Annotated in this window: 17 protein-coding genes; 7 read left to right on the top strand and 10 right to left on the bottom strand. The window is 42.3% G+C overall.

The features are described from left to right. Positions 1-835: 835 nt before the first annotated feature. On the bottom strand, positions 836-2,719 hold the full coding sequence (gene selB, locus J7E32_RS12395; protein ID WP_214907697.1) for a selenocysteine-specific translation elongation factor: 1,884 nt from the start codon (positions 2,717-2,719) through the stop codon (positions 836-838). 195 nt (positions 2,720-2,914) lie between these two features. Here selB and J7E32_RS12400 point away from each other — a divergent pair, with 195 nt between their 5' ends. The 3 genes from J7E32_RS12400 (at position 2,915) to J7E32_RS12410 (ending at position 4,159) form a co-directional block, all read left to right on the top strand. Then, positions 2,915-3,133 (top strand): spore coat protein, encoded by a 219-nt coding sequence (locus J7E32_RS12400; protein ID WP_214907699.1) that lies wholly within the window; start codon positions 2,915-2,917, stop codon positions 3,131-3,133. 134 nt (positions 3,134-3,267) lie between these two features. After that, complete coding sequence (locus tag J7E32_RS12405; RefSeq protein ID WP_214907701.1) at positions 3,268-3,699, top strand: spore coat protein; 432 nt, start codon at positions 3,268-3,270, stop codon at positions 3,697-3,699. A gap of 28 nt (positions 3,700-3,727) precedes the next feature. Then, positions 3,728-4,159: a spore coat protein gene (locus J7E32_RS12410; protein WP_214907702.1), complete on the top strand. Its 432-nt coding sequence runs from the start codon at positions 3,728-3,730 to the stop codon at positions 4,157-4,159. Between the two features lie 69 nt (positions 4,160-4,228). On the opposite strand, the gene hutG is transcribed toward J7E32_RS12410, so the two are convergent. The 6 genes from hutG to J7E32_RS12440 form a co-directional block, all read right to left on the bottom strand. After that, entirely contained in the window at positions 4,229-5,170 is a 942-nt protein-coding gene (gene hutG / locus J7E32_RS12415) for a formimidoylglutamase (RefSeq protein WP_214907704.1), read from the bottom strand. Then, a complete protein-coding gene (gene hutI, locus J7E32_RS12420) occupies positions 5,139-6,419 on the bottom strand; it encodes an imidazolonepropionase (protein WP_286183110.1) in 1,281 nt (426 codons plus the stop codon). The genes hutG and hutI overlap by 32 nt, the downstream gene beginning before the upstream one ends. Before the next feature lie 98 nt (positions 6,420-6,517). Continuing rightward, positions 6,518-8,179, bottom strand: coding sequence for a urocanate hydratase (gene hutU, locus J7E32_RS12425; protein ID WP_214907708.1), 1,662 nt, complete (start codon positions 8,177-8,179; stop codon positions 6,518-6,520). Between the two features lie 29 nt (positions 8,180-8,208). After that, a complete protein-coding gene (hutH, locus tag J7E32_RS12430) occupies positions 8,209-9,729 on the bottom strand; it encodes a histidine ammonia-lyase (RefSeq protein WP_214907710.1) in 1,521 nt (506 codons plus the stop codon). Between the two features lie 104 nt (positions 9,730-9,833). Beyond that, a complete protein-coding gene (hutP, locus tag J7E32_RS12435; RefSeq protein ID WP_214907712.1) occupies positions 9,834-10,268 on the bottom strand; it encodes a histidine utilization transcription antiterminator HutP in 435 nt (144 codons plus the stop codon). Positions 10,269-10,428: 160 nt separating this feature from the next. Beyond that, positions 10,429-11,013 carry a branched-chain amino acid aminotransferase gene (locus tag J7E32_RS12440; RefSeq protein ID WP_214907714.1) on the bottom strand — a complete coding sequence of 195 codons (585 nt, stop codon included), beginning with the start codon at positions 11,011-11,013 and terminating at the stop codon, positions 10,429-10,431. A gap of 195 nt (positions 11,014-11,208) precedes the next feature. On the opposite strand from J7E32_RS12440, the gene J7E32_RS12445 reads away from it, so the two are divergent. Beyond that, positions 11,209-11,898 (top strand): CotY/CotZ family spore coat protein, encoded by a 690-nt coding sequence (locus J7E32_RS12445; protein ID WP_214907716.1) that lies wholly within the window; start codon positions 11,209-11,211, stop codon positions 11,896-11,898. A gap of 234 nt (positions 11,899-12,132) precedes the next feature. Next, positions 12,133-12,948 carry a CsxC family protein gene (locus J7E32_RS12450; protein ID WP_214907718.1) on the top strand — a complete coding sequence of 272 codons (816 nt, stop codon included), beginning with the start codon at positions 12,133-12,135 and terminating at the stop codon, positions 12,946-12,948. Positions 12,949-12,988: 40 nt separating this feature from the next. Here the strand turns inward: J7E32_RS12450 and J7E32_RS12455 are convergent, their stop codons facing one another. From J7E32_RS12455 to J7E32_RS12465, 3 genes are all read right to left on the bottom strand, one after another. Continuing rightward, positions 12,989-14,092, bottom strand: a complete 1,104-nt coding sequence (locus J7E32_RS12455) for a hypothetical protein (RefSeq protein WP_214907720.1) — start codon at positions 14,090-14,092, stop codon at positions 12,989-12,991. Positions 14,093-14,215: 123 nt separating this feature from the next. Continuing rightward, positions 14,216-14,995 carry a CsxC family protein gene (locus J7E32_RS12460; protein WP_214907722.1) on the bottom strand — a complete coding sequence of 260 codons (780 nt, stop codon included), beginning with the start codon at positions 14,993-14,995 and terminating at the stop codon, positions 14,216-14,218. Between the two features lie 328 nt (positions 14,996-15,323). After that, on the bottom strand, positions 15,324-16,091 hold the full coding sequence (locus tag J7E32_RS12465; RefSeq protein WP_214907724.1) for a CsxC family protein: 768 nt from the start codon (positions 16,089-16,091) through the stop codon (positions 15,324-15,326). Positions 16,092-16,293: 202 nt separating this feature from the next. Between J7E32_RS12465 and J7E32_RS12470 the strand changes: the two genes are divergently transcribed. Continuing rightward, positions 16,294-17,484, top strand: a complete 1,191-nt coding sequence (locus tag J7E32_RS12470) for a ParM/StbA family protein (RefSeq protein ID WP_214907725.1) — start codon at positions 16,294-16,296, stop codon at positions 17,482-17,484. A gap of 5 nt (positions 17,485-17,489) precedes the next feature. Beyond that, the gene (locus J7E32_RS12475) at positions 17,490-17,864 is read left to right on the top strand and encodes a hypothetical protein (RefSeq protein WP_286183115.1); all 375 of its coding nucleotides are present in this window, start codon (positions 17,490-17,492) and stop codon (positions 17,862-17,864) included. Positions 17,865-17,891 lie beyond the last annotated feature (27 nt).

Below are 17,891 nucleotides of genomic sequence, written 5' to 3' on the forward strand. Positions count from 1 at the left end.
GGAAACTGCTGTTTTTGATTGATTATGGAATCTGTACGAAGGATACTCTCGGTTTTCGGACAATATCCTGTTGCATTCCTTCTAATTTGTCCGAAGGCTACTCATGTTCAGACAAAATCCTGTTGGTTTCCTCTTAATTTGTCCGAAGTCTACCCCTGTTCAGACAATATCCCGTGTGTTTTCTTCTAATTTGTCCGAAGTATACTTGGGTTCGGACAATATCCCTTTGGTTTTCTTCTAATTTGTCCGAAGTACACTCCTGTTCGGACAATATCCCGTTGGTTTTCTTCTAATTTGTCCGAAGTACACCCTTGTTCAGACAATATCCCGTTGGTTTTCTTCTAATTTGTCCGAAGTCTACCCCTGTTCAGACAATATCCCGTGTGTTTTCTTCTAATTTGTCCGAAGTATACTTGGGTTCGGACAATATCCCGTTTGTTTCCTTCTAATTTGTCCGAAGTACACCCTTGTTCAGACAAAATCCTCTTGGTTTTCTTCTAATTTGTCCGAAGCACACTCATGTTCGGACAATATCCCGTTGCATTCCTTCTAATTTGTCCGAAGTCTACCCCTGTTCGGACAAAACCCCGTTGCATTCCTTCTCATTTGTCCCAAGTTCACCGGTGTTCGGACAAAACCCCGTTGATTTTCTTCCAATTTGTCCGAAGTTCACCCTTGTTCGGACAAAACCCCGTTGCATTCCTTCTAATTTGTCCGAAGTTCACCCTTGTTCGGACAAAACCCCGTTGACATTTCTTCTAATTTGCCAGAAGCCTATAACTATGTTTTGGAATATGTGCAAGAACTGCACCTTTCAATAATCCATTTGATAGGGTTATTTCCTCCAAACCCTCTTGTTCTCGACTCTTCTTGTGTACCCGAGTGTATCGAGACGCTCCAGGAAAGGAATCATGTATTTCCGCGATAACTCCACTGCTTCCTTAGCCTGGGGTACTTCAAATTCATCTCCTGTACGTTTTCTTAGCTTATCAACCGCATCAGCAAAATGAGTGCCGTACCAGGCATATTGATCATCTAGGGGGACAATTTCACCCTGGTCTTCAAGGAAGCGTTTCAACTCAACTGCTATGGAGTCCGGGATGCCGGCATTTTTTATATAATCATTCAGATAAGCAACCTTCAGTCCATCTGCCTTAAGTTCATTAAGCATATTCTCTGTCCGCTTCACCCAGTTTTTAGGGACATGAGGCACGAAGCTTGCCAGGTAAATATACTGTTCCTTCCTGACAAATAAGCCCTTGTTGATGCCATTTTCAATAATGAATTCAAGCAAAGTTTTAGAAAATGATTTTTGCAGTGACTGAAGCAGCTCTGCTTTATTAATCCCTGTTCTCATTGGGTTTTCCTGATGGTAATCTTCCAGCCGGTCCTTGATATCCTCTTCAATGAGTTCAACAACTGAGATAAGGGCATATTCCTTATTCGAAATCTGAACAAACTGATCATCGTTCAGATTGGCCAAAATCGATCCTTCATCCAGAGCAGTTCGCTTTATCAGTTCTTCAACAGATAAACTCTTCGCTTCATATAAAGCAGCATTTATACGTTCAATCGGTGTGCCTGCCTTCTTTTTCTCCAGCTCTTCTATTGTCTGCTGACCAAATCGATATTTATTTCCGCGCGGGTCAATTACCCAACCGCCGCCAATCGTTTCCTGCGGACTTGGCCTGCGGACGATGAACCGGTCCCCACGCTTCGTGACGATTTTTTCATCCAGACGGAGCTGACAAAGTATCTCCCCGTTGTCCTCTTTTAGCTCATTCCGGTCAAAAAAGACAATCCGGCCCATTACTTCGGCGGTACCGATATGGCACTTAATTGGCGTCCTTTGTTTTACTAAATGCTCGAGGTCCTCGACAACCCTGATTGCGACATCAATCGTATTCGTTACGATAAAATTTTCAGAGGAAACAAGGACCTCGCCCCGTTCGAGATCATCCTTCGAAACGCCCGTTAGATTGATGGCTGCTCTCTGCCCTGCGTAAGCTGACTTTGCTGGCTGATGATGCACCTGCAGCTGACGTGCTCTCACTTCAACTCCGGACGGCATGACTTTTAAAAGCTGTCCCTCTTCAACTGTCCCCTCATAAACAGTGCCTCTGACTACGGTGCCTTGTCCTTTAACCGTAAATACCTGGTCAATTGGCAGGCGGAAGGCTCCCTTGGCATCACGCATTTCTTGCTCTTTCAGCGTTTCTATGATCAACTCTTTTAATTCTTGTATTCCTTTTTTAGATAGACTATCGACCATCATAAAAGGCGCATTCTCAAAGACTGAGCCTTCAAGCTCACTTAAAATATCATCTTTCACAAGTTCTATGAACTCTTCTTCCACCCTGTCAATCTTTGTGATTGCAATAATACCAGAACGAATTCCGAGGAAGCCTAGTATATCCAGATGTTCCTTTGTTTGTGGCATGACACCTTCATCCGCAGCAACCACCAGTACTACAAGGTCAATTCCCGCAACGCCGGCAATCATCTGGCGGATGAACCGCTCATGTCCAGGCACATCAACAACAGAAATTTGCAGCTCCTCATCTTCATATAATGGCGCAAAGCCAAGTTCAATTGAAATTTGCCGCTCTTTTTCTTCTTTCAGGCGATCCGTATCCACGTTTGTCAACGCCTTGGTCAGCGACGTCTTCCCGTGGTCAATATGACCTGCCATTCCAATGGTAAAATACCTCTTGCTCAAATGCCGACACCCTCTTTTAATATGTATAAAATAACTCTAACTTTAAAAACAAAATAGTTCAAGCAACGAAAATTGGACAATTGCTTTTCTGCCTATTCATGTCTAAATGTCGCAAAGTTTAGATATCCGCCCTGTCCATTATTCCTTTGAAATCATATCTTAATAAGACGAAATAATGTATAGGGAGTGAAGAACGTGAGTGAACATCCGAAAAAATCAAATCCCATCCCCAATAGCCTTGTTGATTTATTTGTAACGGACATTCTGCAGAAAAACGGAATCAGCAAAAAGGATATTAAAGATAAGATCACTGATGATAAAAAACAGGCTATCAAAGAATTAGTTGAAGATCTAAGCAAGCAAGTGGAGTCATTCGTTAACAGCAATTCTAACAAAGAACCGGGCCAGAATTAATAGACTAACCCCCAGACACCCTATAGATGGGTGTCTATTTTTTTAAAAATGGACTCTATTTAGGTTATATACACAAGCTATTGAGAGGCTTCAGTAATAAGATATTCCATACTAGATTAAAAGGAGTGAAAGCAATGTCAAACTATTACCATAATCACAACCCGCACCATTCTGGTAAAAGCTGCAAGAAAAAAGCAGATGTTGAGCAGGAGGCAGTCCAGTTAGAGTATACGGAGCAGGACTCTGATGAATTAATTTGGATTAAAGACTCTTGTAACATCAAGGTTCATACTACTGACACACAAGCAGCGGTATCATTGCAGGTTGCCCTGCAATTAGCCATCGCGTTAGTCATCAGCATTACAATTGGAGACTCTGACCAAGGACAATACGTCTCCCAGCAGCTAATTCAGGAAATGGGAACTGAACAATCGAACACGCAAAAAATCATTATCAACAATTCCAAAGATGTCAACGTTACAACAACTGATACAGATGTAGCAGTAAATGTTCAAGCATTACTGCAGGTTCTTGTTGCCCTCGTTGCTGAATTGGACATTCTGTAACCTACTAATCTTGAAAGAGGTGAAAAAGATGAGCAATGAAAAAAAATGGAGAGCGTTGGACCATTGTGATACTGGAAAAGGAAAAGAAGCAGATGTGGCTCAGGAGGCTGATCAAAAGCTAATCACAAAGCAACAGTCTTTCGAATGGATCATTATCAAGGATTCAGAATGCATCGATGTTCATACAACTGATACTCAGGCAGCTATCTCCTTGCAACTGGGCCTCCAGGCTGCAATTGCTGCTGTCATCAGCATCGCGATTGGGGATTCTGATAAAAGCAAAGCCGTTGTCAATGAAATCAAACAAGTAATCAAGACTAAACAGAGAAATACACAAAAAACAATTATTGAAGGTTCCAAACATGTTGAAGTCAAGACAACTGATACAGATATCGCTGTGAACATTCAGGCGCTCCTTCAGATCCTGGTTACCTTGGTAGCAAAGCTAGATATCCTTTAAACCAAGATGTTTGACCTAGATAAAGTTCAGCCTGCAGACAAGAATTCTGCAGGCTGTTCGATTTGCATGTCAGTTATACATAAAACGAATCATAGCGGCGGCTGCCAGCCGGCTTGTCATATCCCGGAAGTCTTTCGAAGGATCTATCTCTACTATATCCATCGCCTTCACTTTTTCATTTGAAGCAGCAGCTGTAATACTTGCAAGTAATTCCCTGCTAGTAATCCCGCCTGGACCGATAGCCGGGCAACCTGGCGCGAAAGCCTGGTCAACGACGTCCATATCAACAGATAAGTAAATTATATCTACTAATTCAGATAATCTTTTCAATTCTTTTTTTAAAATAGGGATGATACCTGTCATCTCTACATCCTCCATCGTATAGACGGAAATCCCTTTTTCTTTTGTAAATTCATGATATTCCTCAGCATTCGCATAGTCACGGATCCCAATTTGGACAAGGTTCTCACCTTTTAAGTGACCGCCATCAATAAGACTTCGGAATGGTGTGCCATTTGTCCGTCCGCCATCATCAAGGTTCCTTACATCATGATGGGCATCCCATTGAATAACCCCTACTTCGCCGTAATGTTCCTTGAAAGCGCGTATGGAAGGATAGCTGACCCCATGGTCTCCGCCAAGCATGATATATCGTTGACAGGCGTTCTTTTCAAGCATTTCCCTGACACTGACATGCAGTCTCTCGATGGATTCCTCCAAATCAGTTGGATGGGTCTGCACATCGCCAAAGTCAATGATTCTAACACCCTTGTAATCTTTCTCTTTTTCACCTGAAAAAGTGGAGAATGAACTCATGCTTGCCCTGATTGTTTTCGGTGCATCTGAAGCCTGTGATAAAGAAATGGATGTTTTAGAGAATGGAAGACCGATTAAGCCGATCTCCCCTTTTTCCCCTTCAGAATAAGGTATAAGACACTCATTGACCTTTGTGACAAACCGGTCCTTGAAAACCGCAGGCTTACCTGGCTGGAGATAACTGAATTTCACCATAAGCTGTCCTTTCCCAAAGTTTTTTACCCGAATGGTAAACACTTTGTGCGTGGTTCACACCAAAGTGGTACGGGATATATTTATAGTTAGGCACATCCCAGATGACGAAATCAGCAGAGCGGCCTTCTTCTAATGTCCCTGCCTCGGAGGCTTTTCCGATTGCATGGGCAGCATTGACTGTGACCGCATTCCAGATTTCTTCCGCTGACATTTTAAGCTTTAAGGCAGCCAGTGACATAATCATCTGCAGGTTCTCTGTAACACAGCTACCCGGGTTGAAATCTGTAGCCAAAGCGACTGCCGCCCCCTCATCAATCATCTTTCTTGCACGGGCGTAATGGTCCTTCCCCAGGTAAAATGTCGTTCCAGGCAGAAGAACAGCTACTGTATTTCCTTCGCTTAGCTGTCTAATCCCTTCATCAGAGGCTGCAACCAGATGGTCTGCACTTGCTGCCCCTAATGAAACGGCAAGTTCAGTACCGCCTAGCGGGTCAATTTCATCAGCGTGGATTTTCAAGCCAAATCCTTTTTCCTTTGCCTGTTGTAAAAATACCCTTGATTGTTCGATGGTAAATACACCTGTCTCGCAAAATATATCCACGAATTCAGCAAGTTGGCCTTCCTTAATATCATCAAAAAGCCGGGACATTTCTTCCAGGAATTCGTCCTCTTTCCCTTTAAAACCGGGAGGAACAGCGTGGGCGCCAAGGAATGTCGAAACAACAGATACAGGGTATTTTTCTTTTAATTTTTGAACCACCCTAAGCTGCTTGAGCTCTGTATCAGCATCCAGGCCATATCCGCTTTTAGCTTCCAGGGTCGTAACTCCGTAGGAAATCATTCTCTCCAGATGGAAGGATGCTTTTTCAAACAATTCTTCCTCTGTGGCTTTTTTAGTGGATCCTACAGTCGATAAAATCCCGCCTCCCTGTGCAAGAATCTCTAAGTAAGGTACTCCAGCTTGCTTCAACGAAAGTTCATGCTCACGAGATCCCCCAAACACCAGATGAGTATGAGGATCAACAAGACCTGGGGATACAACCTTTCCCTTGGCGTCAATCCTTTCGGAAACCTTTAGTGATTCTGCTTCAGCATTCGATCCAAGCCAGGCTAATTTCCGATCCTTGATTCCCATTGCTGCGTTTTCAATGATGTTCAACTCTTTCATATCTTGCCCCTTCAATGGCTTATCAGAGCTTTTGGGTAAAATAAGCTGGCCGATATTGTGTACTAATAAATCGTATGTCAATCGTCTCCACCCTTTCTTTCTATATTCCAGTTCCATAGTTTAAGTGATATCAAAACGGGCCATGTTTGATTTCTATCCAAACACCGTCTCTTTACATTTTAAGGGAGCATCGGGATGTCGACGCCTTTTTCTTTCGCTGTTTCAATGGCTTTATCATAGCCTGCATCTGCGTGGCGGGCTACTCCCATGCCTGGGTCTGAAGTCAGTACTCTTCTAAGTCTCTCTTCAGCAAGATCTGTGCCATCTGCCACTACGACCATTCCTGCGTGAAGGGAATATCCCATCCCTACTCCGCCGCCATGATGGACAGAGATCCAGGAGCCCCCAGCCGCGACATTGACTAGTGCATTGAGAATTGCCCAGTCGCCGACAGCGTCGCTTCCGTCTTTCATTGCTTCTGTTTCACGATTGGGAGAAGCAACGGATCCACTATCTAAATGGTCGCGTCCAATTACGATCGGCGCTTTCAGTTCACCTTTTCGAACGAGTTCATTGATGGCCAATCCCATTTTCACTCGCTCACCATAGCCAAGCCAGCAAATCCTTGAAGGCAGACCCTGGAATTCCACTTTTTCCTGGGCCATGTCAATCCAGCGCTGAAGGGCTTCATTTTCCGGAAAAAGCTCCTTGATCAGTTGATCTGTCCGGTGGATATCAGCCGGGTCTCCTGATAAAGCTGCCCAGCGGAATGGTCCTTTTCCTTCACAGAACAGTGGCCTGATATATGCAGGAACAAAACCAGGGAAATCGAAAGCATGCTCCTCCCCATGATCCTTGGCAACCTGACGGATATTATTGCCGTAATCAAAGGTCACTGCACCTCTCCGCTGGAATTCCAGCATGGATGCGACGTGCTTAGCCATTGAGAAAGATGATTGCTTTACATACTCTTCAGGATTTTCCACACGAAGTTTAGCTGCTTCTTCCAAAGTAAGACCAACCGGAATATATCCATTTAGCGGGTCATGTGCAGAAGTCTGGTCTGTTACGATATCAACTTTAAAATTCCTGGACAATAATTCAAGATGTATTTCGGCCGCATTTCCGACCAGACCGATTGATAGGGCTTCGCCTTTATGCTTGGCTTCTTTTGCCCACTCAATGGCTTCATCGATTGAATGTGTCATCCGGTCGCAATATCGGGTATCAATTCGCTTTTTGATCCGTTCTGGGTCGACTTCAACTGCTATACACACCCCATCGTTCATCGTGACCGCGAGAGGCTGTGCTCCACCCATGCCTCCCAATCCAGCTGTCAATGTAATAGTATTTTTCAATGTTCCTCCAAAGTGCTGTCTCGCAACCTCGGCAAATGTTTCATATGTTCCCTGCAGGATTCCCTGAGATCCAATGTAAATCCAGCTCCCTGCAGTCATTTGCCCGTACATCATCAAGCCTTTTTTATCGAGTTCGTGAAAATGGTCCCAATTCGCCCATTTAGGAACTAATACGGAGTTCGATATCAACACTCTTGGTGCAGCCTTGTGCGTTTTGAATACAGCAACCGGTTTGCCTGACTGGACGAGCATTGTCTCATCATTTTCCAGCCTGCGCAGCGTATCAACAATTGCATCGAATGCCTCCCAGTTCCGCGCTGCTTTGCCAATCCCGCCGTATACAACTAATTCCTCCGGCTTTTCTGCGACCTCTGGATCAAGATTGTTATAAAGCATCCTCAATGCCGCTTCTTGCTCCCATCCTTTACATTCCAGTTCAAGACCCTTTTTTGCTTTAATATTTCGCTTTGCTTCGATTGCCATTGTTTCCACACTCCTTAATTTTTAAGTTTTTAAACCAGGCTTTCCTGACTTTTTATAGCTGTCCACTGGCGTCTATTTTTTTTTAGCCATTCTGCAAGTCTTTCGATATCTTCAGAGAAAATTCGGTCCTCAGTAATAGAAGGAACTATTTTTCTTGCTTCCTCATAGAAGCTCCTTGTTTTAGGTGCCATTTTTTCTACACCACGATATTGGACTGCCTGCAGGGCACAAATACATTCAATTGCCAAAACACGTCTGACGTTCTGTATGATACTGTGTGCATGTCGGGCAGCAATCGTTCCCATGCTCACATGATCCTCCTGATTGGCAGAGGATGGGATGGAATCCACACTTGCAGGATGAGCAAGGGTCTTATTTTCAGAAACTAGTGACGCAGCACTGTATTGCATGATCATCGCACCAGATTGGAGTCCCGGTTGTGGACTTAAGAAAGGGGGCAGATCATTTAATTGTGGGTTTACCAGTCTTTCAATCCTTCTTTCAGAGATACTGGCAAATTCAGCAACAGCTATTTTCATAAAATCCATCGCGATTGCAATAGGCTGTCCGTGGAAATTGCCTCCCGAAATGACGGTTTCTCCCCCGTCAAAAATAAGCGGATTATCCGTAGCTGCATTCATTTCGATCTCTAGCTTTTCTTTTACATAATCAAGAGCTTGCCATGAAGCTCCATGTACCTGAGGAATACATCTTAATGAATAAGCGTCCTGGACCCTTTTTTCGCCCTGGCGAGTCGTAAGGTTGCTGCCAGCCAGTAAATTTCTCATGCGCTCCGCTACATCCATTTGCTGCTGGTAGCCGCGCACTTCATGAATCGCGGGATGGAATGCATCAATGACACCTTCTAGACCTTCCATTGTAAGAGCGGCAATCCATTCTGATTGATTTGCCAGATCATTTGCTTCAATCCAGTTGACAACACCCATTGCCGTCATTGCCTGGGTCCCATTAATGAGGGCAAGACCTTCTTTTGCCTGTAATACAATGGGCTCAAGACCCTCTTTGTTATATGCCTCTTCTGTTGCACAAACCCTTCCCTCATAAAACACTTTGCCCTCACCTAACAGTACCAGCGCCAGATGCGACAGTGGCGCTAAATCACCCGAAGCGCCAAGTGAGCCTTGCTGCGGGACAACCGGATGGATCTGCAGGTTAAGCAATTCCTTCAGCCTCTCAGCGATTACCGGCCTGATCCCGGAAAACCCTTTAATCAACGCATTAAGCCTGAGTAGGACCATGGCACGTGAAACGACTTCGGGAAATGGTTCTCCTACACCGCATGCATGTGACCTGATCAGGTTTAGCTGCAATGCATTGACATCCTGTTCATTAATGATGACATCACTGAATTTGCCGAATCCTGTATTGATGCCATAAATCGTACGCTTGTCGGCAACGATTTTCTCTACTGCTTCCCTGCTTTCAACAACCTTCTTCATACTATCAGGACTGATAGCGACTACCTCGTCAAGATAGCAAACCTGCCTGATTTGCTCCAAAGTTAACGTTGCACCAGTTAAAACAACCATTCTCGCAACCTCCAAATATGTGGATAAAATAAAAAGGAGACGACAATGGCATACTTAAACCATCATCGCCTCCTACTGACTAGTGGACTATAGGCAATGTAACTTTATATATGATTGATTCCTAAACCAACCGTTTCGTGTTCAGATCCTTTTACAGGAGCGCCAATCGTTCCATAAAATGCGACTGCAATCCATTCTCCTTCATCTTCAGCTGTAAAAGGTGTTCCACGGACAACGGCAAAGCGAAGACCTACAGTGCGGCTCATTTCTCCAATGGATAAATGACCTCGCGTGACCCCCTCCATCCCTTCCATGATCGCATGGTATAGTGCATGGGTTTCACGGTATAATTTGGGATGTATGAGGCCATGGCGTTTGGCAGCTGTTTCCACTGCGGAAATAACTTTTTGCATGTTCATCGATCCTACTTTGCCAAGGCAATAGCTTACATCTTTTAAACTATCCTGAAAGAAAGCCATTTCTTCCTCTGTAAAAGACGCAAGCAGGACCGCTGTTTTCCCAATCGCAATTTTGCTCATGACTAACCCCGTTTTCTGAATTTTAACTATTGACTAATAACTTATATTAATTTTATGTTTCCTTAATGCCATTGTCAACACATATGGTAAATTTTACTATTCTAATATAGTAGTATGATACCATGCTAAAGTATTAAAAAAGCGCCAAATAGGCGCCAGATTATTGCTTGTTTTCAACTGACTCTGCCAGCCCGAACAGGAAACCGTAAATGAGGGTATAAGCCTCGCCAACAGATAAATCCTCATTGTATCCATCCAGTCCATTCAACGGGAAATTCAGGCTCCATACACCTTCATTGGCATCAAACATCAAATTATACCTAGACCCTTCACCATGGAGGTTCTCCTCCAGGTATTTCTTGATGCCAGAACCATATTTCTTCTGAAGCTTAAGTCCCAGCATGACATCATATGTTCCGAACACATCATCTTTTTCCAGGCTCACGGCATCAACACCGATCAGGTCGAACCATTTGGATTCCAAATACATAAATTCATTTTTTCGCTCTTTAAAATAACCAATTGGCTGATTCAGGAACTCAAATGATTCCTCACCCAGGAACTCCTCGGTTTCTTTGTTGCCTCTTTCAACATAAGCATCCGCAAAACGAACATCTGAATCTAATTCTTTTACTTCAACTTCTTGAAGCAGTCCATGACGTTGTGCATATTCTTTTTCTTCAGTATGTAATTCAACTGGATCCTTCAGAGTTGTTATATACTTCTCCACCTGTTTTTTCAACATATTTGTTGCCTCCATATTTATTTCGCTGCTATTTATATTGAATGGTAAATAGGCAAATAGCAAATATTCTTTATCAGTTTTCCCAAAATTTAATGAAGAATTTCGTCTGTATAGTCACATCCCCATACAAACCACTGCTTTTCCCCATATCCTGTTAATACATCACCACTCTATAAGAAAGGAGAGGCGCTTTTTATGAATTATTATTACAAAGATGACCATCGACCTGATGATGATTACGATCACAAAAAGAAACAGTCTAATCGCGGTATGGAGAAACGGACGCATAAAGATAAGCACAAGGATTGGGACGATCATAAAGATTGGGATCATCGCAAGGATAGAGATAATCATAAAGACATGGATCACGATTTTCATGACTGTGGCTGCAAAAAAGATCATGATGATCATCATTCCCACAGCTGCGTTTGCAAAAAGGTTAGGGATATTAATGAAGCACAGCATGAAGTTACCCGCAAAAAACACGGCTGTGATGTAAGCTGTGATCGGTCAATCAAAGAACTCCTTAATCAATGTAAACAGTCAAACTTCGATACCATACCTTTCAAATTATTATGCGGATGCAGTAAAGGTGACTGCGAGACCTTCGTCGGTACTGGAGTTGTTAAAATTAATGGCTGCTTTTATGACATTAAGTCTACTTTCTTCCGTGTAGTTGATTTTACGAAAGGTTCCAATTGCTGTGCGATCCTAGAATTGCTCTGTCCAGAACGATGCGAAGGAAAACATAATGGAATTGAGGGATTCGTCAGGACTGGAGCGTGCTTTGAAGTCGATTTAAAAGACTTTGTCGGAATTACATGCTTCCCACCTGTAAAAGCAAAAAAGATGGACCCTAAGAAGCTATTATGCTCTGGACGCTAATTCCCCGCATAGCTCAACAGCCCCGCTATATGTGGGGTTTTTTAATGTAAAATAATCCGCTCTTGTCCCGAAAACTCTCAACTTTTTCTTCCAAAGAAAAAAATATGTGATTGCCCTCTATCATTCGTCTATTCATTTAGATGTGTACTGGCATATAAAATAGTAAGTCAAAAGAAAGGAGCAGACTTTTACTGTTTCTTACTGCTTTTGATTAAAAAAAAAGGAGTGAAAGATATGAAGAGAAATACAGGTTGCAACTCAAACCATGGCTGCCCGCCACAGCTTTCATGTGATGAAGCAAAAACGCTTCGGGTTGATTGCGATAATGATTCTTACTATCCTTATGGCAACTACCTTCAGTACCCAGTCGCTGACATTGATGTTGCATTGGCAGAAGTTGAGCTACAGGTAGAAGTTGAAAGTGACATTGAACTGCCAACTGCAGCGCGTGAGATCAAACAAATGCGCAGGAATGTTTCCTTGACACAATGCAAGGCGATTCGTTCTGCAATGGACTATGACAAGGTAAAACTCTATATATCCGGTGTTGTTCATAAGAATATCCAATATGTAGAACAATGCAGCGGAGTATTGAAGGACTACAGCGTAGATGTGCCATTTACTTGCAGCCAGGCTGTCAAAGTTTACAATTACCCAGATTACGAACATTTGAGCCAAAAGAACACCGTTTACGAAAGAAGATTCATTGACAAGAAAGGCCACGGTGCTGATAACTGTACTTCTGGTGCGTATACGTATGAGTACTATAATGAGCCGATTGACTGCAAACTTCTTGCATCCTTTGTCAACGATCTGGATCTTTACAAGGATTTTGACAACTGGGGAAGATTCAACCGCATCACTGAAAAGATGGAAGTTGGCTTATTCTTCAAATTGCTTCAAAAGCAGCAGGTTAACTTGGGCTATTGCTACGGCGGCAAAGAAGAAGAGTCCTCATCTTCTTCCTGTGACACAGGTTATAAGATGGCTCATCAGCCAAAAAGCATGAAGGACAGGATGAAAGAGTTAATGAAACGCCATGAAGGTTAACATGCATCAAGGGTGTCTCACACGAGGCACCCTGTTTTCCTTACAGTGAAAGTAACTTTTGTAAATCCAAGCATTGTTTTTGATATAAATCAATTTTCATCCTTGCCGTCCCCTGAATCATCACTCGGTCGTTTTGAACGAATTGTTCATTCCATACGCAATGCAAACTTGATAGACTATAATTCACTTTTTCTACTAAGTTCTCCCTATATTCGCGTGTATACCCTTCTTCTATACCAAGACTTGAAGTGAATAAGTATTCCTTGCTGTCTTTGGAAGATAGTTCTGGCCTATGAATCCATTTTACCGGAATGATTTTTTTCCAAGGGATGTGAATCTTAAGTGAATGCATTGTCCCTGTATTGTCAGCACTTACATAATCTATGTTTATCAAAAGTATTCCTTTAGTGAATAAATTGGCTGACGGGAGTAAAACCTCAGCATCAATCGATTGAAGCGAGCACTCTACATTAGAAACAGATGAAATCTGCCTTGAGAGGCTGAATGTATCAAAGATATCTATCTCAAGGTCAACATCTGCCAGGTGTAAAGGAAGTCTCACCTTCGTCATTTCTGTCCTATTATTTTTTCCGCTGTATGCCGCCGTAGCCAATTTCATAGGTTCCGAAGATGATTCAGATGATTCATATTGAAAATCAACTGATTCCTCTTGGTTTTCGTAATAATGAGGTTCATCACCTGACTCTTCTATAGGTGATAACTGATCGTCAGATTCCTCTTCATAAACGAAACTGCTGGACTCTTCATATATTTTTTCATCAGAGGATTCATCAAATCCTCCCTGAATTTCTTCCTTAAAATGTTCCTCCACTTCATCAACTATTTTCATCGAATCACTTGATTCTTCCTCTTCCTCATCTATTGTAAATCGTCTTTTTAATGCGGAAGGCTTTTCTTCAACGCTTTTAATAACAGGAGGAGCGAGGATCAATGGCATGCCTGAACTCTTTGCTTTGGGACGCACTCTGTTTTCATTGACATTCTCGGCAAGATTTTTATCGATTTCATCAAAAACTTTTTCAAGCTCTGATTCACTTTGTAATCCCCTGGGATCCACAGAATTTTTTCCCCAATTGCCCTGGAACAGATTCATTTCATGGAACGTTCTATTTCTGTTTTCCATCTTCAATGGGAGGGTCTGCTTTTATTGCAACCTATCCCTACCCTCCTTTCTCTCTAGAGATAAAAACATAAAGGGGCATATACTATTGTTGCCTAGTATAATACCCCGCCATTTATCTAATATTTATTCTGATTCGTCATAGCAATCTGGATCATTTGTTGCTGATGAAACGCGGATTTGTTGATTTTGAAGTACTCGTACTGTAAAATCAATGACCATTTTTTCTTCGATTGTCTGGAAATATCCTTCATCAATCGGTGAAGTTGTTGGAAGCGGCTGACGGTCAATCGCTTCATCCCATTCAATGATTTGGCTGGAGACTAATTCGCAGAAAGGCAATTCATTATAATGCTGCGAGCTTTCCTGGTGGAACTGGCTCAAATCGCTGGTCAGCAATTCATCTTTTTCCGGGAATCCCGTTGACAATGGTTTTGAGACAAAGAAATCAAATTCCTTCCGGTTGTTAACTTGAGGCATTACCGGCTTCGAAAGGAAGTTCTTTACCTCTGTTACTACCTGGAACGGAATATCTACTGTATAAGAATGCAAGTCGGAAGCTACTGAAGATGATGATGAAGCTTCGATTTCCTGACTCGGACTTGCATATTGTATATTCTTTCTGACAAACCCTTTGATAAATAATTTATTTGTCGGCAATAGCAGTCTGCATTGGGTCAGCTTTATTCTCTTTTTAATATCCTTGATCTCAAGCACTGGTTCTGGAAAATTAATCATCGTATCCAGATTCACATGCAGGGTCAATTCAGCAAGAACGACAGGAACTTTGGTAACCACCTTTCCAAGACTTACATGCGGATGATGGTGTTGAGGTGAGCACTCAAAATGATCAGTTGAAGGCTTACACTCAAAATCAGGCTTTTTATTTTTATCTAATTCAAACATACATGGCTCCTCCTTAAAACTCCTTAGAGTGAAGATGCTTTATCCTATGCACTTTGATTTTCTGGGTCTAGGCATTTGCCCTTATTCAATTACAAAATTCGGGCCAGTACCCAATGACATCCCTTTATATTGCTGGGAATGTACATGCCAAAGCCAATGGCAAAATTTTTTTAAATCTTTTTTTTACTTCTATTGGTAATTAGCAAAAAGTGATAATCGTGAATATGTATGATGCATAAAGAAAAAACATGGCGGCTCCAGATTTTTCTGGACTTCGCCATGCTTTTATCATCTTGCATACTACTGGATAATGGAATTCTGCTATTTCTTAATCCTCATCGAATAAATCAGAGATATCGATTTGCTGGTTTTGATAAACTCTTACACGGAATTGCAGGAATGTTTTTTCGATGATCGTTTTGAATGTTCCTTCTTCGAATGGTCCATTATGAGGCAAAGGATAACGGTCGATTGCTTCATCCCATTGAACAATGCTGCTTTCCACTAATTCACAATATGTGATTGGATTATAGTTCTGAGTGCTTACCTGATGGAATTGAGACAAGTCGCTTGATAATAATTCGTCCTTTTCAGGGAATCCATGCCCTAGCTTCTGAGCTCTGAAGAAATCAAATTCATCACGAGTATTCGCTACAGGCAAAATCGGTCCTCTAATGAAGCGATCGCGTGTCAGAACAGTTACACACTCAAAAGGAACATCAACAGTCAAAGAGCGCATTTCTGATGATACACAATCACTCTTAGCGTGATGGCAAGGTGTAGCATACTGGATATTCTTCCGGATGTAGCCTTTGATGAACAACGGGACGCCTGCCGTAGGGAATGTAGTCCCTAGAAGCAATCTGCATTGGACAATTTTCACCCGCTTTTTAATATCCTTAATTTCAAGTACTGGGTCAGGGAAGTGGATTTCCGCAACAAGGTGATCTGTTACTCTGACATCAGCCAGGGTTATTGGTAGGTTGGCAAGAGGTCCTACTCCAGCCGGAACCGCCCTAACATTTTCGCATTCTGGCATTGAAGCAGATTTATTCACATTCACGCATCCATGCTTACCTTTATGGTCACTAGTCATTATATTTCCTCCTTTAATTTTCTTATACAATTTATCCTATTCCTCCTAGATTTTTTGGACTAGATGAATGAATCAGCACAAATGCGGATTTTTTACAGATATTGAATTTTTTCTTATTTTTTAAATTCTTTACTACATAAAAACTAGGTACTTGCACAATTGAACTTGCCTTTTGCATAGGATTCAAAAGGAGGAGGATAAAATGAACAATTATAATTATTTCGCAGTCGACATAGGCAACAGCTGGTATAAGGTTCTGGCCTCTGATCACGGAGAGCTGAGGGAATACCAAATGCCAAACGCCATTGCATTGTATGACGATGAATTTTATGAAAAGCCCTATGACGAGGAAGATATTGAACTCGAGGAAAATTTGATCGTAGAGATAAAAAGCCCGGCGATCACAAACAAAAGAGAAATCTTTTACGCTGGAAAGGCGGCTGCCAAGCAAAGAAACGTCAGCCTGACAGCAAGCAATAATCAAAAAGCTGACGAAGACCGCACATATATCCTTCTGTTTGCCGCTGCAGCCTACCATGCTTCTATCATTAATCCAACCGACATTGAACTAAGCTATTGTATAGACCAACTAGCTGTATCTCTTCCAACTACTCAATACAAAGAGAAGAAAGAGTTATTGAAGCAGCGATTGATTGGAAACCATACCATTACACTCCATAAGGTGCCAGGAATTCCTGAGCCTAAAGAATTGATTGTCAAGTTAGAAATCAAGGATGTGATTGTGGGTGCTGAAGGAGCCTGTGCATATTTAGGTTTAATCCGGGACGTCGATACACTGACAATTAAAGACAATAATCTGGTGAAGGATTCCAAGAAAGGAATTATCATTGGAGACCTGGGCGGTGACTCAGTAGATTTCGTTGGGATTAAGAATAGTAAACCTGTTGCTTCGGTTGAAGGAGACCACTTTGGAATCAATTTGTTTTTGGATACAATCATTAAAAAAGTCAGCAAAAATGAATTATACACCTTCGACTCGAGGTCTGAGCTAGAAGAAAAGCTATCCGCCGGCCAATCAGAATGGTATGTCGAACCTTTTGCAGGTGTTAGGAAAGATATTAGCAAGTATGTGATCCCTCAATTGAGGATCATGGCTATAAAGTACCTTGAGCATTTTGACCGCGCCAGGAGCAGTTCGAGTGAAATCAAAGGGGCATCCCGCTATATCGCTGTTGGCGGTGCAGCAAAACTCGCCCAAACGCAAATACAGGAAGCCGCAGTAAGATGGGCTGATAAGGGGCGCCCGATTGAGCTGACTTTTCCAGAAAACCTGGAAAAATTGAACGTCCTCGGACTCATGATTTTAGCCAAAATGAATCAACTCAAGAAACAACATGAGAATACCGAGGAACTAATTTCCATTGAAGGATGATCGGTATGTCAAACACCTATACGGATTATGCAAATAAGATCGCGATAACTGTCCCTGAACGATATATTGATGTTAAGACTGGTGAGTCATACTCGGTTTCACCAAAAATAGTGGACCAAATCGAATATCATGCCGACAACAGTTCACTGAGCCATCTTGTTCTATCCGCTCTCCATCATTACCTAAATCCCAAGCCCGTATTGAATGGTGGCTCTGCTGAAATCCTTCAGCAGCTCGCTGACATTCGAGCGATGCTTGAAAATGGAACCTACCTCATCCAGCCACCTATTAAGGAAAGAACCATGAAAGAACAAACAGAGGCTGCAAAATTACTCAATATGAAGGAAGTTGAGGATATCCTTGAAGCTTTCGGGGGCTAAGCATATGAATCGAGTAGGAGGGGGTGA

The organism is Bacillus sp. ISL-55 (assembly GCF_018613155.1).
GTDB lineage: Bacteria > Bacillota > Bacilli > Bacillales > Cytobacillaceae > Mesobacillus.

What these genes read in the sequence shown, in the direction of transcription:
- J7E32_RS12405 (WP_214907701.1), top strand. Translation starts at nt 3,268, where the DNA reads ATGTCAAACTATTACCATAATCACAACCCGCACCATTCTGGTAAAAGC.
- J7E32_RS12410 (WP_214907702.1), top strand. Translation starts at nt 3,728, where the DNA reads ATGAGCAATGAAAAAAAATGGAGAGCGTTGGACCATTGTGATACTGGA.
- hutG (WP_214907704.1), bottom strand. Translation starts at nt 5,170, where the DNA reads ATGGTGAAATTCAGTTATCTCCAGCCAGGTAAGCCTGCGGTTTTCAAG.
- hutU (WP_214907708.1), bottom strand. Translation starts at nt 8,179, where the DNA reads ATGGCAATCGAAGCAAAGCGAAATATTAAAGCAAAAAAGGGTCTTGAA.
- hutH (WP_214907710.1), bottom strand. Translation starts at nt 9,729, where the DNA reads ATGGTTGTTTTAACTGGTGCAACGTTAACTTTGGAGCAAATCAGGCAG.
- hutP (WP_214907712.1), bottom strand. Translation starts at nt 10,268, where the DNA reads ATGAGCAAAATTGCGATTGGGAAAACAGCGGTCCTGCTTGCGTCTTTT.
- J7E32_RS12440 (WP_214907714.1), bottom strand. Translation starts at nt 11,013, where the DNA reads ATGTTGAAAAAACAGGTGGAGAAGTATATAACAACTCTGAAGGATCCA.
- J7E32_RS12445 (WP_214907716.1), top strand. Translation starts at nt 11,209, where the DNA reads ATGAATTATTATTACAAAGATGACCATCGACCTGATGATGATTACGAT.
- J7E32_RS12450 (WP_214907718.1), top strand. Translation starts at nt 12,133, where the DNA reads ATGAAGAGAAATACAGGTTGCAACTCAAACCATGGCTGCCCGCCACAG.
- J7E32_RS12455 (WP_214907720.1), bottom strand. Translation starts at nt 14,092, where the DNA reads ATGGAAAACAGAAATAGAACGTTCCATGAAATGAATCTGTTCCAGGGC.
- J7E32_RS12460 (WP_214907722.1), bottom strand. Translation starts at nt 14,995, where the DNA reads ATGTTTGAATTAGATAAAAATAAAAAGCCTGATTTTGAGTGTAAGCCT.
- J7E32_RS12465 (WP_214907724.1), bottom strand. Translation starts at nt 16,091, where the DNA reads ATGACTAGTGACCATAAAGGTAAGCATGGATGCGTGAATGTGAATAAA.
- J7E32_RS12470 (WP_214907725.1), top strand. Translation starts at nt 16,294, where the DNA reads ATGAACAATTATAATTATTTCGCAGTCGACATAGGCAACAGCTGGTAT.
- J7E32_RS12475 (WP_286183115.1), top strand. Translation starts at nt 17,490, where the DNA reads ATGTCAAACACCTATACGGATTATGCAAATAAGATCGCGATAACTGTC.